This window comes from Rothia sp. HMSC061D12 (assembly GCF_001836735.1).
Classification (GTDB): Bacteria; Actinomycetota; Actinomycetes; order Actinomycetales; family Micrococcaceae; genus Rothia.
Genome location: NZ_KV830305.1, coordinates 796018 through 815409, shown reverse-complemented (window position 1 = coordinate 815409; position 19392 = coordinate 796018). Strand labels below are relative to the sequence as shown.

The 19392-nt window shown below is 59.7% G+C and carries 12 protein-coding genes and 3 tRNA genes; 8 read left to right on the top strand and 7 right to left on the bottom strand.

Features of this window, described 5'->3' with window-relative positions; translation table 11 throughout:
• Nucleotides 1-38 precede the first annotated feature (38 nt).
• The 6 genes from HMPREF2682_RS03095 to bcp form a co-directional block, all read right to left on the bottom strand.
• Nucleotides 39-1061, bottom strand: coding sequence for an alpha/beta fold hydrolase (locus HMPREF2682_RS03095; protein ID WP_070831318.1), 1023 nt, complete (start codon nucleotides 1059-1061; stop codon nucleotides 39-41).
• A 100-nt stretch (nucleotides 1062-1161) separates the two neighbouring features.
• Nucleotides 1162-2529 carry a YihY/virulence factor BrkB family protein gene (locus HMPREF2682_RS03090; RefSeq protein WP_070831315.1) on the bottom strand — a complete coding sequence of 456 codons (1368 nt, stop codon included), beginning with the start codon at nucleotides 2527-2529 and terminating at the stop codon, nucleotides 1162-1164.
• Nucleotides 2530-2790: 261 nt separating this feature from the next.
• Nucleotides 2791-4272 carry a malate:quinone oxidoreductase gene (locus tag HMPREF2682_RS03085; protein WP_070831312.1) on the bottom strand — a complete coding sequence of 494 codons (1482 nt, stop codon included), beginning with the start codon at nucleotides 4270-4272 and terminating at the stop codon, nucleotides 2791-2793.
• Between the two features lie 210 nt (nucleotides 4273-4482).
• Nucleotides 4483-6633 carry an ABC transporter substrate-binding protein gene (locus tag HMPREF2682_RS03080; RefSeq protein WP_070831310.1) on the bottom strand — a complete coding sequence of 717 codons (2151 nt, stop codon included), beginning with the start codon at nucleotides 6631-6633 and terminating at the stop codon, nucleotides 4483-4485.
• A gap of 149 nt (nucleotides 6634-6782) precedes the next feature.
• A tRNA-Leu gene (locus HMPREF2682_RS03075) sits at nucleotides 6783-6864 on the bottom strand.
• A 185-nt stretch (nucleotides 6865-7049) separates the two neighbouring features.
• Nucleotides 7050-7526 carry a thioredoxin-dependent thiol peroxidase gene (bcp, locus tag HMPREF2682_RS03070; protein WP_005508643.1) on the bottom strand — a complete coding sequence of 159 codons (477 nt, stop codon included), beginning with the start codon at nucleotides 7524-7526 and terminating at the stop codon, nucleotides 7050-7052.
• Between the two features lie 214 nt (nucleotides 7527-7740).
• Here bcp and HMPREF2682_RS03065 point away from each other — a divergent pair.
• A tRNA-Lys gene (locus tag HMPREF2682_RS03065) sits at nucleotides 7741-7813 on the top strand.
• Between the two features lie 653 nt (nucleotides 7814-8466).
• Here the strand turns inward: HMPREF2682_RS03065 and HMPREF2682_RS03060 are convergent.
• Nucleotides 8467-9006, bottom strand: a complete 540-nt coding sequence (locus tag HMPREF2682_RS03060; protein ID WP_070831307.1) for a hypothetical protein — start codon at nucleotides 9004-9006, stop codon at nucleotides 8467-8469.
• A gap of 462 nt (nucleotides 9007-9468) precedes the next feature.
• Between HMPREF2682_RS03060 and HMPREF2682_RS03055 the strand changes: the two genes are divergently transcribed.
• The 7 genes from HMPREF2682_RS03055 to HMPREF2682_RS03025 all read left to right on the top strand — a co-directional run bounded on the left by HMPREF2682_RS03055 (nucleotide 9469) and on the right by HMPREF2682_RS03025 (nucleotide 19291).
• Complete coding sequence (locus tag HMPREF2682_RS03055) at nucleotides 9469-11271, top strand: acetolactate synthase large subunit (protein WP_070831305.1); 1803 nt, start codon at nucleotides 9469-9471, stop codon at nucleotides 11269-11271.
• Nucleotides 11271-11771, top strand: a complete 501-nt coding sequence (gene ilvN, locus HMPREF2682_RS03050; RefSeq protein ID WP_070831302.1) for an acetolactate synthase small subunit — start codon at nucleotides 11271-11273, stop codon at nucleotides 11769-11771. The genes HMPREF2682_RS03055 and ilvN overlap by 1 nt, the downstream gene beginning before the upstream one ends.
• Nucleotides 11772-12008: 237 nt before the next feature.
• Complete coding sequence (gene ilvC / locus HMPREF2682_RS03045) at nucleotides 12009-13037, top strand: ketol-acid reductoisomerase (protein ID WP_070831299.1); 1029 nt, start codon at nucleotides 12009-12011, stop codon at nucleotides 13035-13037.
• Nucleotides 13038-13250: 213 nt separating this feature from the next.
• Nucleotides 13251-13323, top strand: a tRNA-Lys gene (locus tag HMPREF2682_RS03040).
• Between the two features lie 534 nt (nucleotides 13324-13857).
• On the top strand, nucleotides 13858-15402 hold the full coding sequence (metG, locus tag HMPREF2682_RS03035; protein ID WP_070831296.1) for a methionine--tRNA ligase: 1545 nt from the start codon (nucleotides 13858-13860) through the stop codon (nucleotides 15400-15402).
• 364 nt (nucleotides 15403-15766) lie between these two features.
• Nucleotides 15767-16534, top strand: a complete 768-nt coding sequence (locus HMPREF2682_RS03030) for an ABC transporter ATP-binding protein (protein WP_070831293.1) — start codon at nucleotides 15767-15769, stop codon at nucleotides 16532-16534.
• A gap of 3 nt (nucleotides 16535-16537) precedes the next feature.
• Nucleotides 16538-19291, top strand: a complete 2754-nt coding sequence (locus tag HMPREF2682_RS03025; protein WP_070831290.1) for an ABC transporter permease — start codon at nucleotides 16538-16540, stop codon at nucleotides 19289-19291.
• Nucleotides 19292-19392 lie beyond the last annotated feature (101 nt).

Sequence of the window (19392 nt, the reverse complement as noted above, 5' to 3'; positions counted from 1 at the left end):
CGGGGCTGAGCGTGAAGCCCCCAGGGGAATGTGACGTTTTATGACGTCGCCGCTTCCACTTCTGCCGCGAAGGCGAGCGCACCGCGTCGGAATGCGCCCGAGGTCAGTGCGTTGACGTGGTCGCGGCCGGGTAGGGAGATGAAGCGGTTGAGCGGGTTGTCCTCGCGCACCATGTCGTAGAGTTCCGCCCCGTCGGCGGCGATGGTGTCCGCGTCGCCGAGCACGACCGCAACGGGTGCGTGTGGATGCGCGCCCGGGTGACCCGCAGGTAGGTCGGGGGATCCGGCACGCAGCGCGGGCACGTCGAAGAACGGGCCGAAGGAAATCCGTACGAACTTCAGCAGCGCGTCGGGCTGAACGGGGGAGTTGTCAATAATCGAGGTGAAGGAGGCAATCGCCTCGTCGGTGGAGTCCGCCGCCGGGGTTTCACCATCCGCCGTGACGCTGGTGCCCTCGTGCGCTTCGAGCATGGCGCGCAGGGTGATGAGGTGGTCGTGTAGGGGCAGGCCGCCCAGGGTGAGGGATGCGACCGCCTCCGGGTGGGTGAGGGCGAGTTCCCAGCCGACGCGGGCGCCGAAGGAGAAGCCAATAACGTGCGCGCGGGGCTCCAGTTCAACGCCGAGGTCGTTCTCGGTGGCGACGGTGCGCAGCAGCTGGGCGAGCAGGTTGGTGAACAGGTGCATGGGGGTCAGCGGCTGACCTGCCGCATCGACAGGGGGCACCGAATCGAACGGAATTGTGCGGCTGCGCACGCTCGTGTTGTCGGGGAGTTTGCAGTCGACGGCGTGCATGGATTCGGGGTCTTTGAGGTATTCGTCTGAGTGGTAGGGCAGGGTAACAATCAGCACGGGGTATCCGGCGCGCAGGTATTGGCGGATCCAGCTGGTGCCGCCGTAGAGCTGTTCGCCGCGGGTGGCGAAGCCGTGAATCATGAGGGCGGGGACGCGGCTTTTGAGTTGCTGCGGCTGGTAGAGGGTGTACTCGAGGTCGGGCATGGTAGTGCCGGGTACAGCAGTGTTGGGTACGGCAAAGGGCGCGGGAGAGAAATCTGCACTGGTCATAGTTCTATCTTAGTGACCAGCGCAGGGTTTCTGTCCTGCGCCCTTTTCTATCTCGCGCCCTTGATGCGTTGAGACGGTACGCGCTCAGCTGAGCTGCCGCTTAGTTCTTCTTTGCTGCGCCGTTCGGATTGTCGGCACTCGGGTCGAAGAGCGCCTCCTGCTGAGAGTCAACCTTCGCCTCAGATTCGGTAGCTTCCGCCTTGGTGTCGGCCTTAGCCTGCTTCTGCTGCAGCTGCTCCTTACCGTTTTCGATGCGTTCCTTACCGTCGGCAATGAGCGTGCGAATCATGGTGGTGTTGGTGTCCACAGCCTTCTGCACGCGAGCCGCAATGGAGGGGCCCTTCGGCTTGGGGAGCATGCCCTGGCCTGCCGCCTGCTGCTGCAATTCGCGTCCGGCGGACATGAGGCGTTCGCGCTGTTCTTTCATCGCACGGGATGCGGTGGTGCTGCGCGGCTGAACCTTCAGGTGTCCGTGGTCGTCTTCGCCGGCGAGTACCTGGCGCATGAGCATGATTTCTGCGTCCAGGTGCGCACCGAAGAGAAGCATATTGTTCATAATCCAGATGAACAGCAGCATCACAATCACACCACCAATGAGGCCGTAGGTGGCGTTGTACTTGCTGAAGTTGTTGGCGTAGAGGGTGAAGCCGAAACCGCCCAGGCTCATGCCGAAGAGCGCCAGCGCCGCACCGGGGGAGAGCTTCCACTGTTTGAAGCGGCGCACGTTCGGGGTTGCGGCGTAGAGCAGAGTGATCAGGGCGATTGCCATGAACAGGATGAGGACCCAGCGGCCGTTGAGCCAGATGAGCTTGATGAGCTCCATGTCGACGGTCGCGGGCACGTACTGACCGACCATGTCCAGGACGGTTACACCCAGCAGCATCATGAGCATCATGAGTACCACGAGGATGATAATCACGGTGGTGACGAAGACGTTCAACGGCTTGAGAATCCAGCCGGGGCGACCTTCACGCACGTTGTAGACCGTGTTGAGAGCTCGGCCGAAGGATCCGGTGTACCCGGAGGCGGACCAGATCGCACTGAGGATACCGGTCAACAGCACCAGTCCTGCGCCATGGTCGCCGGTAATCTGCTTGATGGGGTCTTCCATAATGGCGTACATCTGGGCGGGCGCGTTGTCCTTGAGGAAGGCGAGGATGACGGCGGCGCTTTCCTCACCGTGACCAAATACGCCCAGTAGGGAGACGATTGCCAGCAGGGCGGGGAAGATGGACAGCACGGTGAAGTAGGTGAGTGCTGCCGCCATGTCGGTGCCGCCGTTTGCGCCGAATTTGTAGATGGCACGGCGCAGAATGTAGAGGATGCTGCCCTTGGGGAAGTCGCGCAGTTTCACGCTTGCGTACTTGGGGGCTGCGGGCTTCTTCTTACGGGAGAAGAGTCCGCGTCGAGCTCCGGCGGATACCTGGGTTGAGGAGGTGTCCGTGGAAGAGCCGGTGTGTGCAGCCAATGGGGCTCCTTGAATGAGTGGGGTGTACACAGTGGTGCGCCTATGAGCTTCAGCGTGTGGGCGCACAGAAGGGGCGAGGAGAACAATGAGCTGTCCTTCCCGCCCCTGCGGTGACATTATAGGGTTTTCTAACCCTCCCGCATTTTTCTGCGAGTGCAGATAGCTGACCTGTCGGTCAGTTAGAGAGGGTAACCGCCCCGAAAAGCCTCAAAAAGGCTTGTCAGCTAGGGTATAAAGCTACCTGCTGAGCCTAACTGAAAACTAGTTGTGAATACCCAGAACCTTAGCGGTGTGAGCCATCAGCTCATCAGCCAGGTCGTGGTTATCGTTGAGCTTCACGCCGTAACCGGGGATGAGCTCCTTCAGACGAGGCTCCCAACCGGCAATCTTGGAGGGGAAGCACTTAGCCAGCAGGTTCAGCATAATCGGAGCCGCGGTGGAAGCACCGGGGGATGCACCCAGCAGAGCTGCGATGGAGCCGTCCGCTGCGGAGACAACCTCGGTACCGAACTGCAGGATGCCGCCCTTCTTCGCGTCCTTCTTCATAATCTGAACGCGCTGGCCAGCCTCGATGAGCTCCCACTCGCCGCCAACAGCCTCCGGGTAGTACTGGTGCAGGGTCTCCAGGCGAGCGTTCTTGTCCTTGACCAGCTCGGAGAGCAGGTACTTGACCAGGGAGAAGTTATCCAGACCTGCACGGGTCATGGGGTATAGGTTGTGCAGGCGCAGGGACTTCGGCAAATCCAGTACGGAACCCTGCTTCAAGAAGTTTGTCTTGAAACCGGCGTAGGGTCCGAAGAGCAGAGCACGCTTGCCGTCCACGTAGCGGGTGTCCAGGTGCGGCACGGACATGGGAGGTGCACCCACCGAAGCCTGACCGTACACCTTAGCGTTGTGCTGGTTTGCGGTTGCCTCGTGGGTGTTGCGCAGGAACAGACCGGAGACGGGGAAGCCGCCGTAGCCCTTACCCTCTTCAATGCCGGACTTCTGCAACAGGTGCAGGGCGCCACCGCCGGCACCGAGGAACACGAACTTCGCGTTGATGGTCAGCGGCTCTTCCTTGTTGATGCGGTTGACGGCGTCAATGGTCCAGGAACCGTTCGACTCGCGGTTCAGGTTGGTGACCTGGTAGCCGTAGCGAACCTCAACACCCTTGGTCTGCAGGTAATCGACCAGCTGCTCGGTGAGGGAGCCGAAGTTCACGTCGGTACCTTCGGGGGACCAGGTTGCAGCCATCGACTCGTTACCCTTGCGGCCCTTGACGGTCAGCGGTGCCCATTCGCCAATCTTCTCGCGGTCATTGGAGAACTGCATACGCTCGAAGAGCTTCTCCTTGCGGAAAGAATCGTAGCGCGCAGCCAGGTACTTGGAGTGGTCTTCGCCGAAGACCAGGGACATGTGGGGGACCGGGTTGATGAAGCTGGTGTCAGTCAGAATATTCTTCTCAGTCAGGGAAGCCCAGAATTGGCGGGAAACCTGGAACTGCTCGTTAATATTCAGCGCCTTAGCTGCCGAGACGGTGCCGTCGGGGCCAGCGGGTGCGTAGTTGAGTTCGCATAGCGCCGAGTGGCCGGTACCTGCGTTATTCCAGGGGTTGGAGGATTCCTGAGCAACCTTGTCGAGGCGTTCGAGCAGGATAATATTCCAGGTCGGTTCGAGCTCCTTGAGGAACACGCCGAGGGTGGCGCTCATGATGCCGCCGCCGACCAGGACGACGTCGGTTCGTTCAGTACGTGCTACCACTGAATTCTCCCTTAGGGGTGCGGGTGCCCGGCCTGGGCACAGTGAATGTGGGGTACATCATCTAGCCTACTCCTTTTAGCGGGGTTGGCATAGCTAGAATCAGCAAATAACAGGAGAGTGTTGCAGTTCACATGTTAGCTTCCCTGGAAGGTAAAAACCCTCCAGGGCACGCCAAACACACACGCAACGCAACACTCAAACCTGAACTGCCTACAACTTACGTAGCTTACCGAACAGCTCAATCGCATTCTGCTCCGTCTGATAGCCCTGAACCTCACGGCTCACCGCCACCTTCGACGTCACATTCAGCAACGGAACCGCCGGCATGAACTGACCCAACTGAGACACAACCTTCGCATACAACTCGCGCTGCGAATCCACCGAATCGGCAGAGTCCGCGGTACGAATCGCCTCCAAAATCTCAGTAAAACGAGGCGACGGCGCCACCGCCACAGCAGTAGGCGACGGCGAAGGCGACGCCGACGGGCTCGGCGAAGCAGAAGCAGAAGCCGAAGCCTCCTCCTCAGGCATCAACGGGTCCGGCGAATAACTCGGCTGCTGGCTCGGAGTCGCAGAAATCCGCACATTCGAATTCGCACCACCCGACGACGGCACATCAGAACTCTTCTTCGTCAAACCAGTCGTCATATCCGACGGCGCATTAGCAATCAACGAACGCACCTGATGCTCAGCAATCAGCGGCGCCAACACCGGACCGAAGAACGCATACGGGTCACGGTACATGCCGTAGAAACCCGCCAAGGTAATACCGCGCTCAGAAGAAACCTCACGGCTCTTCGACAGATACTCAGACCACGGCAGAGGCACCGGCTTAATATTCAGACCCACCTCAATCAGCGAAGCCACCATCTCCGAATACACCTTCTGCGGAGTATCCATCCACGGCAGAGACACATCGGCAGGGTAATAGCACTCAATCACCTGATTGTCGTACCCAGCAGTCGCCAACAGCGAGCGCGCCATATCCTGATTGCGGTCCGTGTAATCCTTCGCATCATCAGCCTTAATGCGGAACGACGGCGAAATCAGCGTCTGCGCATCCGAGGTGCCCTGCGGATAATACTGACGCAACGCACCGCGATCCACAGCATGCGAAATAGCGCGACGCACCGAAATATTCTTCAACACCGGATGCGCCGTATTCAAACCCAAATACACCAGCGAGAACGGGTCACGGCCCGGCGTCTGATAACCATCACGCGCCAGCTGACCCAGATCAGAAGAATTCACCTGATCACACGCATCAATATGACCCTCCATCAGCGCAAAATAACGCTTATCCGACGAAGTGAGGGTCGAAATCTGAATCTCATCCAGCTCAGGTGCCTGACCATCAAAATGGGTATTCTTCAGCAAGCGAACCGTGCCGGCCTCGAACGACTCCACACGGAACGCACCCGTACCCACTGGGTTACCCGTCAGCTTCTGATCCGCACCAAAAAGCGAAGGATCAATAATGCCAAACGCCTGCTGCGTCAAAATACGCGGGAATGCCAGAGAAGGACGCGACAGCGTCACCACCACAGAGTTACCCTTCGCCACCACCGACGAAACCAACGGCAAGAACGACTGCACCACAGAGGACTGAGCGGAATCCGACTTCTGCGCACCCTTCTTATCGCCCGGATGCGCAGCATCAGAAGCGCTCGCAGAAGTCGATGCAGAAGCAGACGCGCTCGGGGTAGCAGTCTCAGAGGCACTCGCAGACGGAGTCGCCGCACCCGACGGAGACGCCTGAACAGGCGCAGGCTCCACCGCCGAAGGATCAATAGAACCCGGCTTTGGCACACCAAAACCCCACGCAAACAACGGCTGAGCAGGCACCGCCAAAGCAGCAGTACCCTCACCCGTAGCCAACGCCTGCCACCTCTGGAAATTCTGTACCACAGCATCCGCAGTCAACGCAGAACCGTTACTAAAATGCGCCTCACGCAACACAAACGTATGCACCAAACGGTCATCAGAAACCGTCCACTCACTACATAACGAATCCTGAACCTCAGGATCACCCGTGTAATGATTCGCCACCAACAACGTCTGCAAAACCTGCGCCGTCACCTGATACGTACTCGCCACAGGAAACAACGCCGGGTCCAAACCCAACGGCGCCGCACCCTGCGCAAAACGAAACACACGACGCGCATCAGCAGACGACGCGCTCGCACTCGCCGAAGAACCAGCAGAAGACTGACCAGAACACGCAGAAAGCGCCAAACCAGCACTAAAAAGCGCGCCAAAACGCAAAACGGCACGTCGACTCAAGCCACTCGAGCCGGCAGTGGCTCGCAGCAGCGCATCAGAACTGCCAACAGCTGACGATGCATAAGGCTGATGCTGCACGGGAGGGTCCTCTCTTCCGTCGCGGATGCTTATCTCTCAGGATAACGGTTCAACACCCAACCGGGCGAGACACATCCACCCCGGCAAGGCACATACAAGAGAACCCGCCGCCACGAAAACCGTGACGGCGGGCCCAATGTGAATGTGTGTGCGCGAGGGGGGACTTGAACCCCCACGCCATAAGGCACAGGAACCTAAATCCTGCGTGTCTGCCAATTTCACCACTCGCGCGTAGCGTCACCCCACATCCGAAGATGCATGCGTCTGAGGCAACAAAAAATTAGTGTACACCAGGAACCAAGGTTCTCCAAGCCTTAAAAGAAGCCCCCATAGGGCAAAAGTCCGCAAACACGCCGAACAACAACCCCCTCAAGAAGCAACAGAACGGCGATACGCAAACCCCAGAAAACGTGACCCTACTTCGGGTCAATACCCAAATCACGACGCAGCTTCGCCACATGACCCGTCGCACGCACATTGTACTGAGCCACAGAAATAACACCCTGCTCATCAATCACAAACGTCGAACGAATCAGGCCCTCATACACCTTGCCGTAATTCTTCTTCTCACCCCACGCACCATACGCCTCAGCCACCGCATGATCAGCATCAGACAGCAGCGGGAACGTCAACGACTCCTTCTCCACAAAACGAGCAATAGCCGCCGGCGAATCCGGAGAAACACCCAACACCACGTAACCCAACGACTTCAACGACGCCAAATTATCGCGGAAATCGCACGCCTCCTTCGTACAACCCGGAGTCGACGCCTTCGGATAAAAATACAAAATCACCTTGCTACCCGCATAATCACTCAGACTGTGCTCCTTACCCGACGCATCAGCAAGGGTAAAAGCAGGCGCCGGGGTGCCCGGCTCAAGACGAACGCTCATCAAAAACTCCTCAAAACAACAATATGGAAGGGGGAGCGGATGCGCCCCACGCAGTACCAAGGGCGGACGCACCCCATGCAATACACACAGTCTAGTGTCCCACACACCCCACCCAAACAATGTGTCCAGGCTCACCCTGAATCAACTTGCGCACACCATGGAAACTCGCGTATAGTATTTTTCTGTTGCAAGGGAAACCTTGAAAAACAAATAAGCGCCTCTAGCTCAATTGGCAGAGCAATTGACTCTTAATCAATGGGTTCTGGGTTCGAGTCCCAGGGGGCGCACTTCAAAGAAAATCCCGCTGATTCTTCGGAATCGGCGGGATTTTTGCGTTCCCTCTGAAAAAGATTTATGCGGCTTGAGGAGTCGGGGCTCGGCTTTGTTTTTGATGGTGCGCACCGCATGTTTCCTCCGCGCCTACGCAAGGGGCACCCGTCACCCGGACGCTCCGCCTTCTCCTTGCTTCGCTGCGGAGAGCGTCCGTGTGACACCCTGAGGGCGCTTCCGGAAAACGCGGCGCGCTACCGATGCGCCACCCGGCTCCTCTTCGTAATCTGTGGTTCAGGGGTTCGTGGAATCCCGCCGGTTCGTTGGGTTGCGCGGTGGTTCAGTGTGTGCGCCCCGTGCCTAGCGAACTGAGGCGGGGGAGGGCTGTCGCCTTTTAGTGTGTTGCGTGGTGGCTAATGTCCTACGTGTGGGGCGGGGGAGGGCTGTCGCCTTTTTAGCCTGCTGCTTGATGGTTGGCGTAGTGCGCGCCGAGGTGTCGGTGTCGTCCGTAGCGACATCAGGGTGCCCGAAGCGAAGCGAGGGCGGGTGCCCCTGTAGGAGCGAGGACGTGCACCGCACCTCAAGCCAGCAATGTGGCAGACTCAAGGCATACGAAAGCCCGCCACCGTCACAAGACAGTAGCGGGCATTCACCTCAAAAAGTCACACGGCTACAGGACCGGCCAAATCCGCGTCACAAACTCACGGAAATCCTCAACATCCTTACCCTGCTCCAGCAGACCAGTGCCAAAACGAGTCGCAACCTCAGCATTATCCTCAAACGACAAATAAAACGAGCTGCCATTCACCGACTCAAGCGTCACCGCATCATCACCCACACGATACGCATGCAGAGCATTCGTATTATCAATCGTCGTCGCCGTACCCGCAGGCGTCAACGCCGGCAAATTCACCGGAGCAATAATCACCTCATCAGGCGCATCCTGATACCCAACAATAAAATGCCCCTGATCAGGAGACTGATGCAACGCCAAATCAGGATTACGGTAAACCGCACGGCCCGTCGCATACACCAAATTGTATGCACCGTAATTAATAATCTGCTCGTCAAAAACCGGGTGCAGAACCCGAATGAGTTCCTCACCCGTCAAAAACTCGCTACTCTCAACAGAGTTACGGGGGTCAATAACCTCTGCGTACTTACTTGCTTCGGTCAGCTCATCAGCGACCGTGATAATCGGTTCGGTCATAGCTTCAGTCTACCGGGGCAACCAACGAAGGTCACGAGTATTCGCACATATTACGCGCCATGACGTCCAAAAATGCGAGTTTTTCTCACCTGTTCAAAAGAGCGCCCAAAGAGTGCACACACGCGCACAAGGTGTCCACATCATGAAAGAAAGTATTCGACCTGCGCCTTTATGAACAAAAACGGGTGTGTTGCCCGACAGAGATTTGACTCACCCCCTCTCGGGGCGCACCATAGAAGGGTGAAGACAGCAATGTTCCAGCGAATTCTAAACCTTGTCGACGTCGCCTAGGGCGAGTGGCAGGGTCTATTCACTGCGACTGAGCGCCCCTACCGCTACCACCAACAGCGAGGGGCATTTTTTATAGCTTGGTACCCCCGGGCATAGGATGCGTGCGGAACACACAACACCCACGCAGAACATTGAGTACAACGAAGAACCATTAAGACACGAGGCATTTCCATGACCATGGGATTTTCCACTTCTGATGACGCGGCAAACGCTCCCGCAGAACGCATGACCGGTTCTCAGGCAATCGTCCGCACCCTCGAAGACCTGGGTGTGACTGACGTATTCGGCCTGCCTGGTGGAGCTATTCTGCCGACCTATGACCCCCTGTACGACTCCAAGAAGGTCCGCCACATCCTGGTCCGCCACGAGCAGGGCGCAGGCCACGCAGCCCAGGGCTACGCAGTGTCCAGCGGCAAGACCGGCGTGTGCATCGCAACCTCCGGCCCCGGCGCAACCAACCTGCTGACCGCAATCGCAGACGCAAACATGGACTCCGTCCCCCTCGTCGCAATCACCGGCCAGGTGTCCACCGCACTGCTCGGCTCCGACGCATTCCAGGAAGCCGACATCGTCGGCATGGCAATGCCCATCTCCAAGCACTCCTTCATGATCACCGACCCGCAGGACATCCCCCGCGCACTGGCTGCAGCATTCCACATTGCATCCACCGGCCGCCCCGGCCCCGTGCTCGTGGACGTCACCAAGGACGCACAGGTCGGCATGATGGAATACCGCGGCATCCCCGAAGACCTGGAGCTGCGCGGCTACACCCCCGTCACCCGCGGCCACTCCAAGCAGATCCACGAAGCCGCAAAGTTCATCACCGAGTCCAAGCGCCCCGTCTTCTATGTCGGCGGTGGCCTGGTACGCTCCGGTGCCTCCGAAGAGTTCCACAAGCTGGCTAAGCTCATCGGCGCACCCGTCGTCACCACCCTCAACGCAATCGGCGCGTTCCCCGACTCTGACCCCCAGAACCTCGGCATGCCCGGCATGCACGGCACCGTCCCCGCCGTCGCCGCAATGCAGAAGTCTGACCTGCTCATCACCCTCGGCGCACGCTTCGACGACCGCGTCACCGGTAAGCTCGACTCCTTCGCACCCGAAGCTAAGGTCATCCACATCGACGTTGACCCGGCAGAAATCTCGAAGATCCGCTTCGCAGACGTGCCGATCGTCGGCGACCTCAAGTACGTACTGCCCGAGCTGACCGACCTGCTCTCCACCGAGTTCGCACAGCAGCTGCCGAACCTCACCGAATGGTGGAACGAGCTCAACGTCATCCGCAAGGATTACCCGCTCGGCTACGAGAAGCCCAACGACGGCCTCGGTTCCCCCGAGTACGTTCTCGAGCGCATCAGCGCCCTCACCGGCCCCGACGCATACTACGTCACCGGCGTTGGCCAGCACCAGATGTGGGGTGCACACTACATCCAGCAGGAAAGCCCCCGCCACTTCATCAGCTCCGCAGGCCTCGGCACCATGGGCTACGGCGTTCCCGCAGGCATGGGCGCAAAGGTCGCACACCCCGACTCCACCGTGTGGATTATCGACGGCGACGGCTGCTTCCAGATGACCAACCAGGAACTGGTCACCTGCGCACAGAACAACATCCCCGTCAAGGTTGCCATCATCAACAACTCCTCCCTCGGCATGGTGCGCCAGTGGCAGACTCTGTTCTACAACGAGCGCTACTCCAACACCGACCTGAAGGACGGCCACGGCACCGTACGCATCCCCGACTTCGTCAAGCTCGGCGAAGCATACGGCTGCGCAACCTTCCGCTGCGAACGCGACGAAGACGTGGACGCAACCATTAAGGCTGCCCTCGAAATCAACGACCGCCCCGTGGTCATTGACTTCACCGTCAGCCCCCACGCCCTCGTCTGGCCCATGGTCCCGGCAGGCGTATCTAATGACAAGATTTGGATTGCGAAGAACACTTCGCCCGAGTTCGATCGTGAGGGAGAGAACTAATGTCTCAGCACACTCTGTCCGTTCTGGTAGAAGATAAGCCGGGCGTTCTCACCCGCGTCTCCGGTCTGTTCTCCCGCCGACTGTTCAACATCCTCTCCCTGGCTGTGGGCCCCACCGAAAACCCCGGTGTTTCCCGCATCACCGTCGTAACCGAAGGTGACGCTCACACCATCGAGCAGATTACTAAGCAGCTGAACAAGCTGGTTCACGTGTTGAAGGTCGTCGAGCTTCCCGCCGACTCCTCCACTCAGCGCGACCACATCCTGATCAAGGTCAAGGCAGACCCCGTAGTCCGCCTGCAGATCGTTCAGGCAGCCGACCTGTTCCGCGCATCCGTGATCGACGTTTCCCCCGAGTCCCTTGTCATCGAGGCAACCGGTTCTGAGGAGAAGCTCAACGCACTGCTGGAAGTTCTCGAACCCTACGGCGTTCGCGAAATCGTCCGCGCAGGCACCATCGGCCTGGCACGTGGCCCCCGCGCCATGAGCGAGCGCATCTAACACCCACCAGGGTGCCACACCAACCCCGCACCAGCGGGAAATAGCGTCGGGTATCGCACCGCTACAACCGGGAAAACCGGTAGCGATGCGATACCCGACCCTATGGGCTCACAGACCTTCCGGATACTTCAGATGCTGAGAAGTAATCTCGACAGCCCGCAACTAAACAGCTATCAAGTAGAATAGTGAATGTTGAGCCCAGCCTGGGCCGCATATCAAACTTACTGAGGAGAAGAAATGGCAGCAACCATTTTCTACAACGACGACGCAGACCTCTCCCTGATCCAGGGCCGCACCGTAGCAGTTATCGGTTACGGCTCCCAGGGCCACGCACACGCACTGAACCTGCGTGACTCCGGCGTGAAGGTCATCGTCGGTCTGTCCGAGGGCTCCAAGTCCCGTGCCAAGGCTGAGGCAGAAGGCCTGCGCGTCGCAACCGTTGCAGAAGCAGCAGCAGAAGCAGACGTCATCATGATCCTGACCCCGGACCAGGTCCAGGCAAAGGTCTACGCAGAGAGCATCGAGCCGAACCTCAAGCCCGGCAACGCACTGTTCTTCGCACACGGCTTCAACATCCGCTTCGGCTACATCACCGCACCCGAGGGTGTCGACGTGGCAATGGTCGCCCCCAAGGGCCCCGGCCACACCGTCCGCCGCGAATACGAAGCAGGCCGCGGCGTTCCCGCCCTGGTCGCAGTCGAGAAGGACGCATCCGGCGAAGCACTCGCACTGGCACTGTCCTACGCAAAGGGCCTCGGCGCAACCCGCGCAGGCGTCATCAAGACCACCTTCACCGAAGAGACCGAGTCCGACCTGTTCGGCGAGCAGGCAGTTCTCTGTGGCTCCACCTCCCAGCTCGTCCAGTACGGCTTCGAGGTCCTGACCGAGGCTGGCTACCAGCCCGAAATCGCATACTTCGAGGTCCTGCACGAGCTTAAGCTCATCGTTGACCTGATGATCGAAGGCGGCATCGCTAAGCAGCGTTGGTCCATCTCCGACACCGCAGAGTACGGCGACTACGTCTCCGGCCCCCGCGTGATCTCCCCCGAGGTCAAGGAAAACATGAAGGCTGTCCTGGCAGACATCCAGAACGGCAACTTCGCAAAGCGCTTCATGGAAGACCAGGCTGCAGGCGCACCCGAGTTCAAGGAACTGCGCGCAAAGGGCGAGGCACACCCCATCGAGGCAACCGGCCGCAAGCTGCGCGAGCTGTTCTCCTGGAACACCGCTAACGACGACTACACCGAAGGTTCCGTCGCTCGCTAAACGGTAGCTCAGCAATAGCTTTCTAAGAATCCGGCGTTCCACCCACACCCCGCTATAGGGGAGGGGAGGGGCGCCGGATTTCTGTCTAACGAGAGCCAGGTAAAACCCTAAAACAAGGGGTGTGATGCAGTTCATGCTTAATCGAGTTGCGGGCACCCAAAGAATGCCGTATAGTATTTACTTGTTGCAGGGGAAACCCTGAAAAACAAATAAGCGCCTCTAGCTCAATTGGCAGAGCAATTGACTCTTAATCAATGGGTTCTGGGTTCGAGTCCCAGGGGGCGCACTTCAAAGAAAATCCCGCTGATTCTTCGGAATCGGCGGGATTTTTGCGTTCCCCTTGAAATACGGTTTTGTAGTGCGAGGTGCATATATCCTCTTTGCTCCTGCAGGGGACCCGTCCTCGCAGAGCTCGGACACCCTGATGTCGCGGCAGAGGATATATGCACCTCTGTGTGTATCGGTATTCGGGGTACGCTGCGGTCCCGCCGGGGTTGCGGTAGATACGCGGTGGTTCAGTATGTGCGCCCCGTGCCTAGCGAACTGTGGCGGGGGAGGCTGTCGCGGTTTAGCGTGTTGCATGGTGGCTGAATGTTTGGGCTGGTGCGCCGTGTTTTCCGGAAGCGCCCTCAGGGTGTCACACGGACGCTCTCCGCAGCGGAGCAAGGAGAAAAGCGGAGCGTCCGGGTGACGGGTGCCCCTGCGTAGGCGCGGAGGAAACATGCGGCGTGGCAGCCTCCACCCACAAGCAATAAGCCACCGCGTATCAGAGTGTAACCCCAGTGAGAGTCGCGCCTAAGACTGCGGTAAACTGAAAGTTATGACTGCAACTCCGTTCTACATCACCACCGCCATCTCCTACCCCAATGGCAACCCGCACATCGGCCACGCCTACGAAACCATCGCAGCCGACGTGCTAGCCCGCTTCAAGCGCCTCGACGGCTTCGACGTGCGCTTCATGACCGGCACCGACGAGCACGGCCAGAAGATGCAGACCACCGCCGAAAAACTCGGTAAGACCGCTAAGGAACTCGCCGACGAGAACTCCGCACGCTTCAAAGCAATGAACGACGCGCTGAACATCAGCTACGATCGCTTCATCCGCACCACCGACCCCGACCACTATGTCGCATCCCAGGCAATCTGGAAGCGCATGGAAGAAAACGGCGACATCTACCTCGACAAGTACGCCGGCTGGTACTCCGTCCGCGACGAAGCCTACTACGCCGAAGACGAAACCGAAGTACGCGACGGCCAGCGCTACGCCATCGCCACCGGCACCGAGGTCGAATGGACCGAAGAAGAATCCTACTTCTTCCGCCTCTCCAAGTACGGCGACAAGCTCCTCGAACTCTACGCCAACGAAGGCTACGTCTACCCCGAATCCCGCCGCAACGAACTCATCTCCTTTGTCAAGGGCGGCCTCAACGACCTGTCCATCTCCCGCACCACCTTCGACTGGGGCGTGCCCGTACCCGGCAACGACAAGCACGTCATGTACGTGTGGGTCGACGCCCTCACCAACTACCTGACCGGCCTCGGCTACCCCGATACCGACAACGAACTGTTCACCAAGTACTGGCCCGCAGACCTGCACCTCATCGGTAAGGACATCACCCGATTCCACTCCATCTACTGGCCTGCATTCCTGTGGTCCGCCGGAATCGAACTGCCCAAGCGCGTCTTCGGCCACGGCTTCCTGCTCGTCAACGGTGAGAAGATGTCCAAGTCCGTTGGTAACGTCGTTGACCCCGCAAACCTCGTCGACGCATTCGGTCTGGACGCCGTCCGTTTCTTCCTCATGCGTGAGGTGTCCTTCGGTCAGGATGGCTCCTACTCCGAAGAGTCCATCATCAACCGCATCAACTCCGACCTGGCGAACAACCTCGGCAACCTCGCCCAGCGTTCCCTGTCCATGGTCGCCAAGAACTGCGGCGGTGCCGTCCCCGCCGACGGCGAATTCACCGAAGCTGACCGCCAGATCCTCGACCAGGCGGCAGCCCTCTACGAGCCCGTCCGTGCAGACTTCGACGAGCAGGCATTCCACCGCGCACTCGAGCGCATATGGACCGTCCTCGCAGACACCAACGCCTACTTCGCAGAACAGGAACCCTGGACCCTGCGCAAGAACGGCGAACTCGACCGCATGAACACCGTGCTGTACGTAACCCTCGAGGTTGTACGCCAGGTCGTCCTGCTGTTGCAGCCCGTCATGCCCGACTCGACCGCCAAGCTGCTGACCCTGCTCGGCGTACCCGAAGGCGACGCACGCCAGTTCGCAGCCCTCGGCACCGCACTCGTGCCCGGCACCGAACTGCCCGCACCCGCACCGGTGTTCCCCCGCTACGAAGCACCCAAGGCATAACAGCTGCCTGAGCATCAGCAGACAGCGCCGTAACTGATAGCGCTGTAACGGATAGTCTATGAAAGCCCCCGGCTTCCTGACCCCCCCCAGATGGGGGAAGAGCCGGGGGCTTTTTCGCATACATATAGGTGTAGGCGCGGGCAGGGATGGGGGGAACAGAGAGAGGACGTAGGTTGAGCCGCCACTCATCCTTAAGGATGAGGTCTGCACCCCGCCCAGCCCGCCTCAGGCTCACCTCAGCCCGTGGAATGAGTGGGGAATCTTCGCATCCGCAGGGCAAGAGCCGGTGAACACCTACCAAAATCAACCTGGAGGATGATAAAAACACCGTAGTCAGCGCCACATTGCGTGAAATAATTGAACTATGACTACGACAACTCATCACGCCCAGGCGGCGCAGCCTGCCGTCTCCGCACGAAACCTTTCCAAAACCTACGGCATCGGTGAAGCCACCGTCCACGCCCTCAACAACGTCTCCGTCGACTTTGAGCAGGGCAAGTTCACCGCAATCATGGGCCCCTCAGGCTCGGGTAAGTCCACGCTGATGCAGACCATCGCAACCCTGGACACCCCCGACCCGAACCCCGCCACCTCGATTCGTATTGGCGGTGTGGAGCTCTTCGGTCTGAAGGACAACGCCCTCACCGAATTCCGCCGCGAACACATCGGCTTCATCTTCCAGGCGTTCAACCTGGTGCCCACCCTCACCGCGGGCCAGAACATTGACCTGCCCCTGGGCCTTGCCGGTAAGAAGCCCGACCCGCAGTGGCGCGACTACCTGGTCAAGACCCTCGGCCTGGAAACCCGCCTCAACCACCGCCCCGAACAGCTCTCCGGCGGTCAGCAGCAGCGCGTCGCCATCGTGCGTGCACTGCTCGCACGCCCCGAAGTGGTCTTCGCTGACGAACCCACCGGTAACCTCGACTCCAACTCCGGTGCCGAGGTGCTGCGCCTGCTGCGTGCCGCCGCAACCGACCACGCACAGACCATCCTCATGGTCACCCACGACGCAAACGCCGCCTCCTACGCAGACCGTGTGGTCTTCATCAAGGACGGCATGGTCGCCGGCGAAATGATCGAACCCACTTACGACGCCGTCCTCGGCGCAATGGCACAGCTGGAAGGTCGATAAGCCGTGGCAACCACACTGAACACGGTGGCGCGCTCCAACCTGCGCGCCTCCAAAGGAAAATACGTTCTTACGGGCATAGGCATCGCGATCTCCTCCTTCTTCATCGCAGCCATTATGATGCTCACCAACTCGCTGCAGGCGACCGTCAACTCCTCCGTTGGTGACGTGCTCTCCCGCGCCGAGGCGGTCGTCGCCTCCGCCGCTACCACCTACGATGGCAAAGACAGCACCTCCGTCTATCTGACTCGCGACCAGATTCAGAAGGTAGAGCAGAGCGACCTGCTCTCCGGCTACTGGGTGCAGTACGCCGTCACGGGTTCGATCGGTACCGGCGACCAGAAAACCCCCGTGCAGTACAACCAGCTGCCCGCCGACTCGAGCCTCTTCCCGTACAAGGTGCAGGGCAAAATCCCCAGTAGCGACCACGAAATCATGGTCTCCACCTACTTCGCGAAGAAGCATAACCTCTCGCTGAACGGCAAGGTCACCAGCACCGACGTTGTGGAATCCGTCAGCGCCCCCGGCACCACTAAGACCGCCGAATACACCGTCGTCGGTCTGTTCGACCCTGGCTTTGAAGGTTCCACCACCAACCAGGCTGTCTTTATTGGCGGTACCAGCCTCGGCGAAGCTACGCTGAAAGCAGCCGAAACCGAAAACAAGACTTCCGCCGCCGGTTACCGAAACATGGCTGGCGCGAACCTCATCTACCTCAAGTTCAAGGACGGCGTAACCGACGCCAAACTCAAGAGCCTGCAGGACTCCCTGAGCAGCGGCGACAGCAAGAACGACCCGCGCGTGATGACCGGTCAGAAGCTACTGGAGGACTACCAGAAGACCATCTCCACGGTCTTCACCTCCATTAGCGTGATCCTGGGCGCCTTCGCAGCACTGGCTCTGCTGGTTTCCTCGTTCGTCATCTCCAACACCTTCGCGGTGCTGGTCGGCCAGCGCATCCGTGAGCTGGCTCTGCTGCGCACCCTCGGTGCTCGCGGCGGCTCCCTCGTACGGATGCTACTCATCGAATCGGTTACCGTGGGCGTAGTGTTCTCCCTCATCGGTGCGCTGCTGACCTACCCGGTTGGCGCGCTGGTTGGTGCGAACCTGACCACCATCATGATTTCGTACTCGATTACCCCAATCCTGGTGAGTGTGCTCCTCTGCACCATCGTGACGGTTCTGGCGTCGCTCTCCCCGGCACGAAGCGCCCTGCGCATCTCGCCCATCAGCGCGATGAGCGAGCACACCAACCTTGAGGTGCGCAAGCCCGGCAAGGTCGGCCCGATCCTGGGTCTGGTCTTCGGTGCCGCAGGTATCGGCCTGGCTATGCTGGCTCAGAACCAGGGTTCCGGTGAGGGTGCCGGCAATAAGGCCATCCTCCTCATGATGGGGGCCGCGCTGCTGCTCGGTATCGCGGTCTTTCTCCTCACCCCGCTGGTACTGCCCCCGCTGGTACGTGCCCTCGGTAAGGTCACCCGCACCCAGACCGGCAAGCTGGCGCTCGCCAACGCACTACGTTCGCCCAAGCGCACCGTCTCCACCGGTCGTGCCGTGCTGGTGGGTACCCTGGTCGTATCGACTGTGCTGACCGGTTACTCGGTGCTGAGCGCCTCGCTGACCAAAGCCCTGGATCAGCAGTACCCGATTTCTGCGCAGGCAAAGTACAGCTCGTATGACCAGTCCGAGGCAACCTCCACCGTGACCAAGGCGGAGGAAATCGCCTCCAAGGTCAAGGGTATTAAGAACGTTCAGGCATCCGCCGTCGGTTACGCAGCCGGTGTGGTTGACTACACCGTCGAGTACGAAGGCCAGACCGCCAACCAGAATTCCGACCTGGTGGCGCTGAGCTCCTCCGATTTGAAGGCAATCCTGCCGGGCGAAAACTCGAACCTTGCGGATGACACCGTGCTCGTACCGCAGGGCCTCTGGAAGTCCGCTGGATTGAATGAGTCCAGCCGTCTGAAGGCACACGGCCCGCTCGGCGAAGTGGAACTCAAGCCCGTCAAGTCCGCAACCAAGCAGAACCTGCTGATTGTCAACCCTGCCACCGCCGCCAAGCTGCAGGACGCCAAGAACCCGCAGAAGGTTGCCAACCCTGCCGCTGAGGAAGCTCAGAAGCGCATGGAAGAAGCAATCGCCAGCGGTGACAAGGAAGCTCAGACGAAGGCAGCTCACCTGACTGTCACCAGCCAGGCAACCGGTAACGACACCGTCGTTCTGGTGCGCGCCGCCTCCCCGCTGACCAGTAGCGAGAACGCGACCCTGCAGGCTGACCTGAACCGAGCCAGCCCGGACAGCTCCTTTACCGGTGGCTTGCAGGAACGTCAGACCTACGACCAGCTGCTGACCGTTATGCTGACCTTCACCCTGGTGATGCTCATGCTCGCAGTGGTCATCTCCATCATTGGTGTGGCGAACACGATGACCCTGTCGGTCAACGAACGCCGCCGCGAGAACGCGATGCTCCGCTCGCTGGGTCTGTCCCGCAAGCAGCTGCGCCGCATGATTTCCATTGAAGCGATTCTGATTACGCTCGCCGCAGTGGTGCTCGGTATGGTTTCCGGTGCGGTGATTGGTAGCCTCTCGGCGCAGATTATTATGTCTTCCATGAGTGCTTCCGCCCCGCTCGTGCTTGACCTGCCGTACGTCTGGTACGTGGTCATCCTCGTGGTGGGTGTGCTCGCCGCAATGCTCGCTTCGGCTCTGCCGGCGGCTCGTTCGGCTCGCATGTCCCCGGTTGAGGGTATGCGCGGCTAACCCGGCATAGTCACAGTACCCGGCAAACCCGGATACTCGGCGTGAGAAAGCCCCGGAGGGTGCCTCGATCAGGAGGCGCCCGCCGGGGCTTCACTGTGTCC

Coding starts and splice junctions, on each gene's coding strand:
- HMPREF2682_RS03060 (WP_070831307.1), bottom strand. CDS start 9,006: ATGACCGAACCGATTATCACGGTCGCTGATGAGCTGACCGAAGCAAGT.
- bcp (WP_005508643.1), bottom strand. CDS start 7,526: ATGAGCGTTCGTCTTGAGCCGGGCACCCCGGCGCCTGCTTTTACCCTT.
- HMPREF2682_RS03030 (WP_070831293.1), top strand. CDS start 15,767: ATGACTACGACAACTCATCACGCCCAGGCGGCGCAGCCTGCCGTCTCC.
- HMPREF2682_RS03095 (WP_070831318.1), bottom strand. CDS start 1,061: ATGACCAGTGCAGATTTCTCTCCCGCGCCCTTTGCCGTACCCAACACT.
- ilvC (WP_070831299.1), top strand. CDS start 12,009: ATGGCAGCAACCATTTTCTACAACGACGACGCAGACCTCTCCCTGATC.
- ilvN (WP_070831302.1), top strand. CDS start 11,271: ATGTCTCAGCACACTCTGTCCGTTCTGGTAGAAGATAAGCCGGGCGTT.
- metG (WP_070831296.1), top strand. CDS start 13,858: ATGACTGCAACTCCGTTCTACATCACCACCGCCATCTCCTACCCCAAT.
- HMPREF2682_RS03055 (WP_070831305.1), top strand. CDS start 9,469: ATGACCATGGGATTTTCCACTTCTGATGACGCGGCAAACGCTCCCGCA.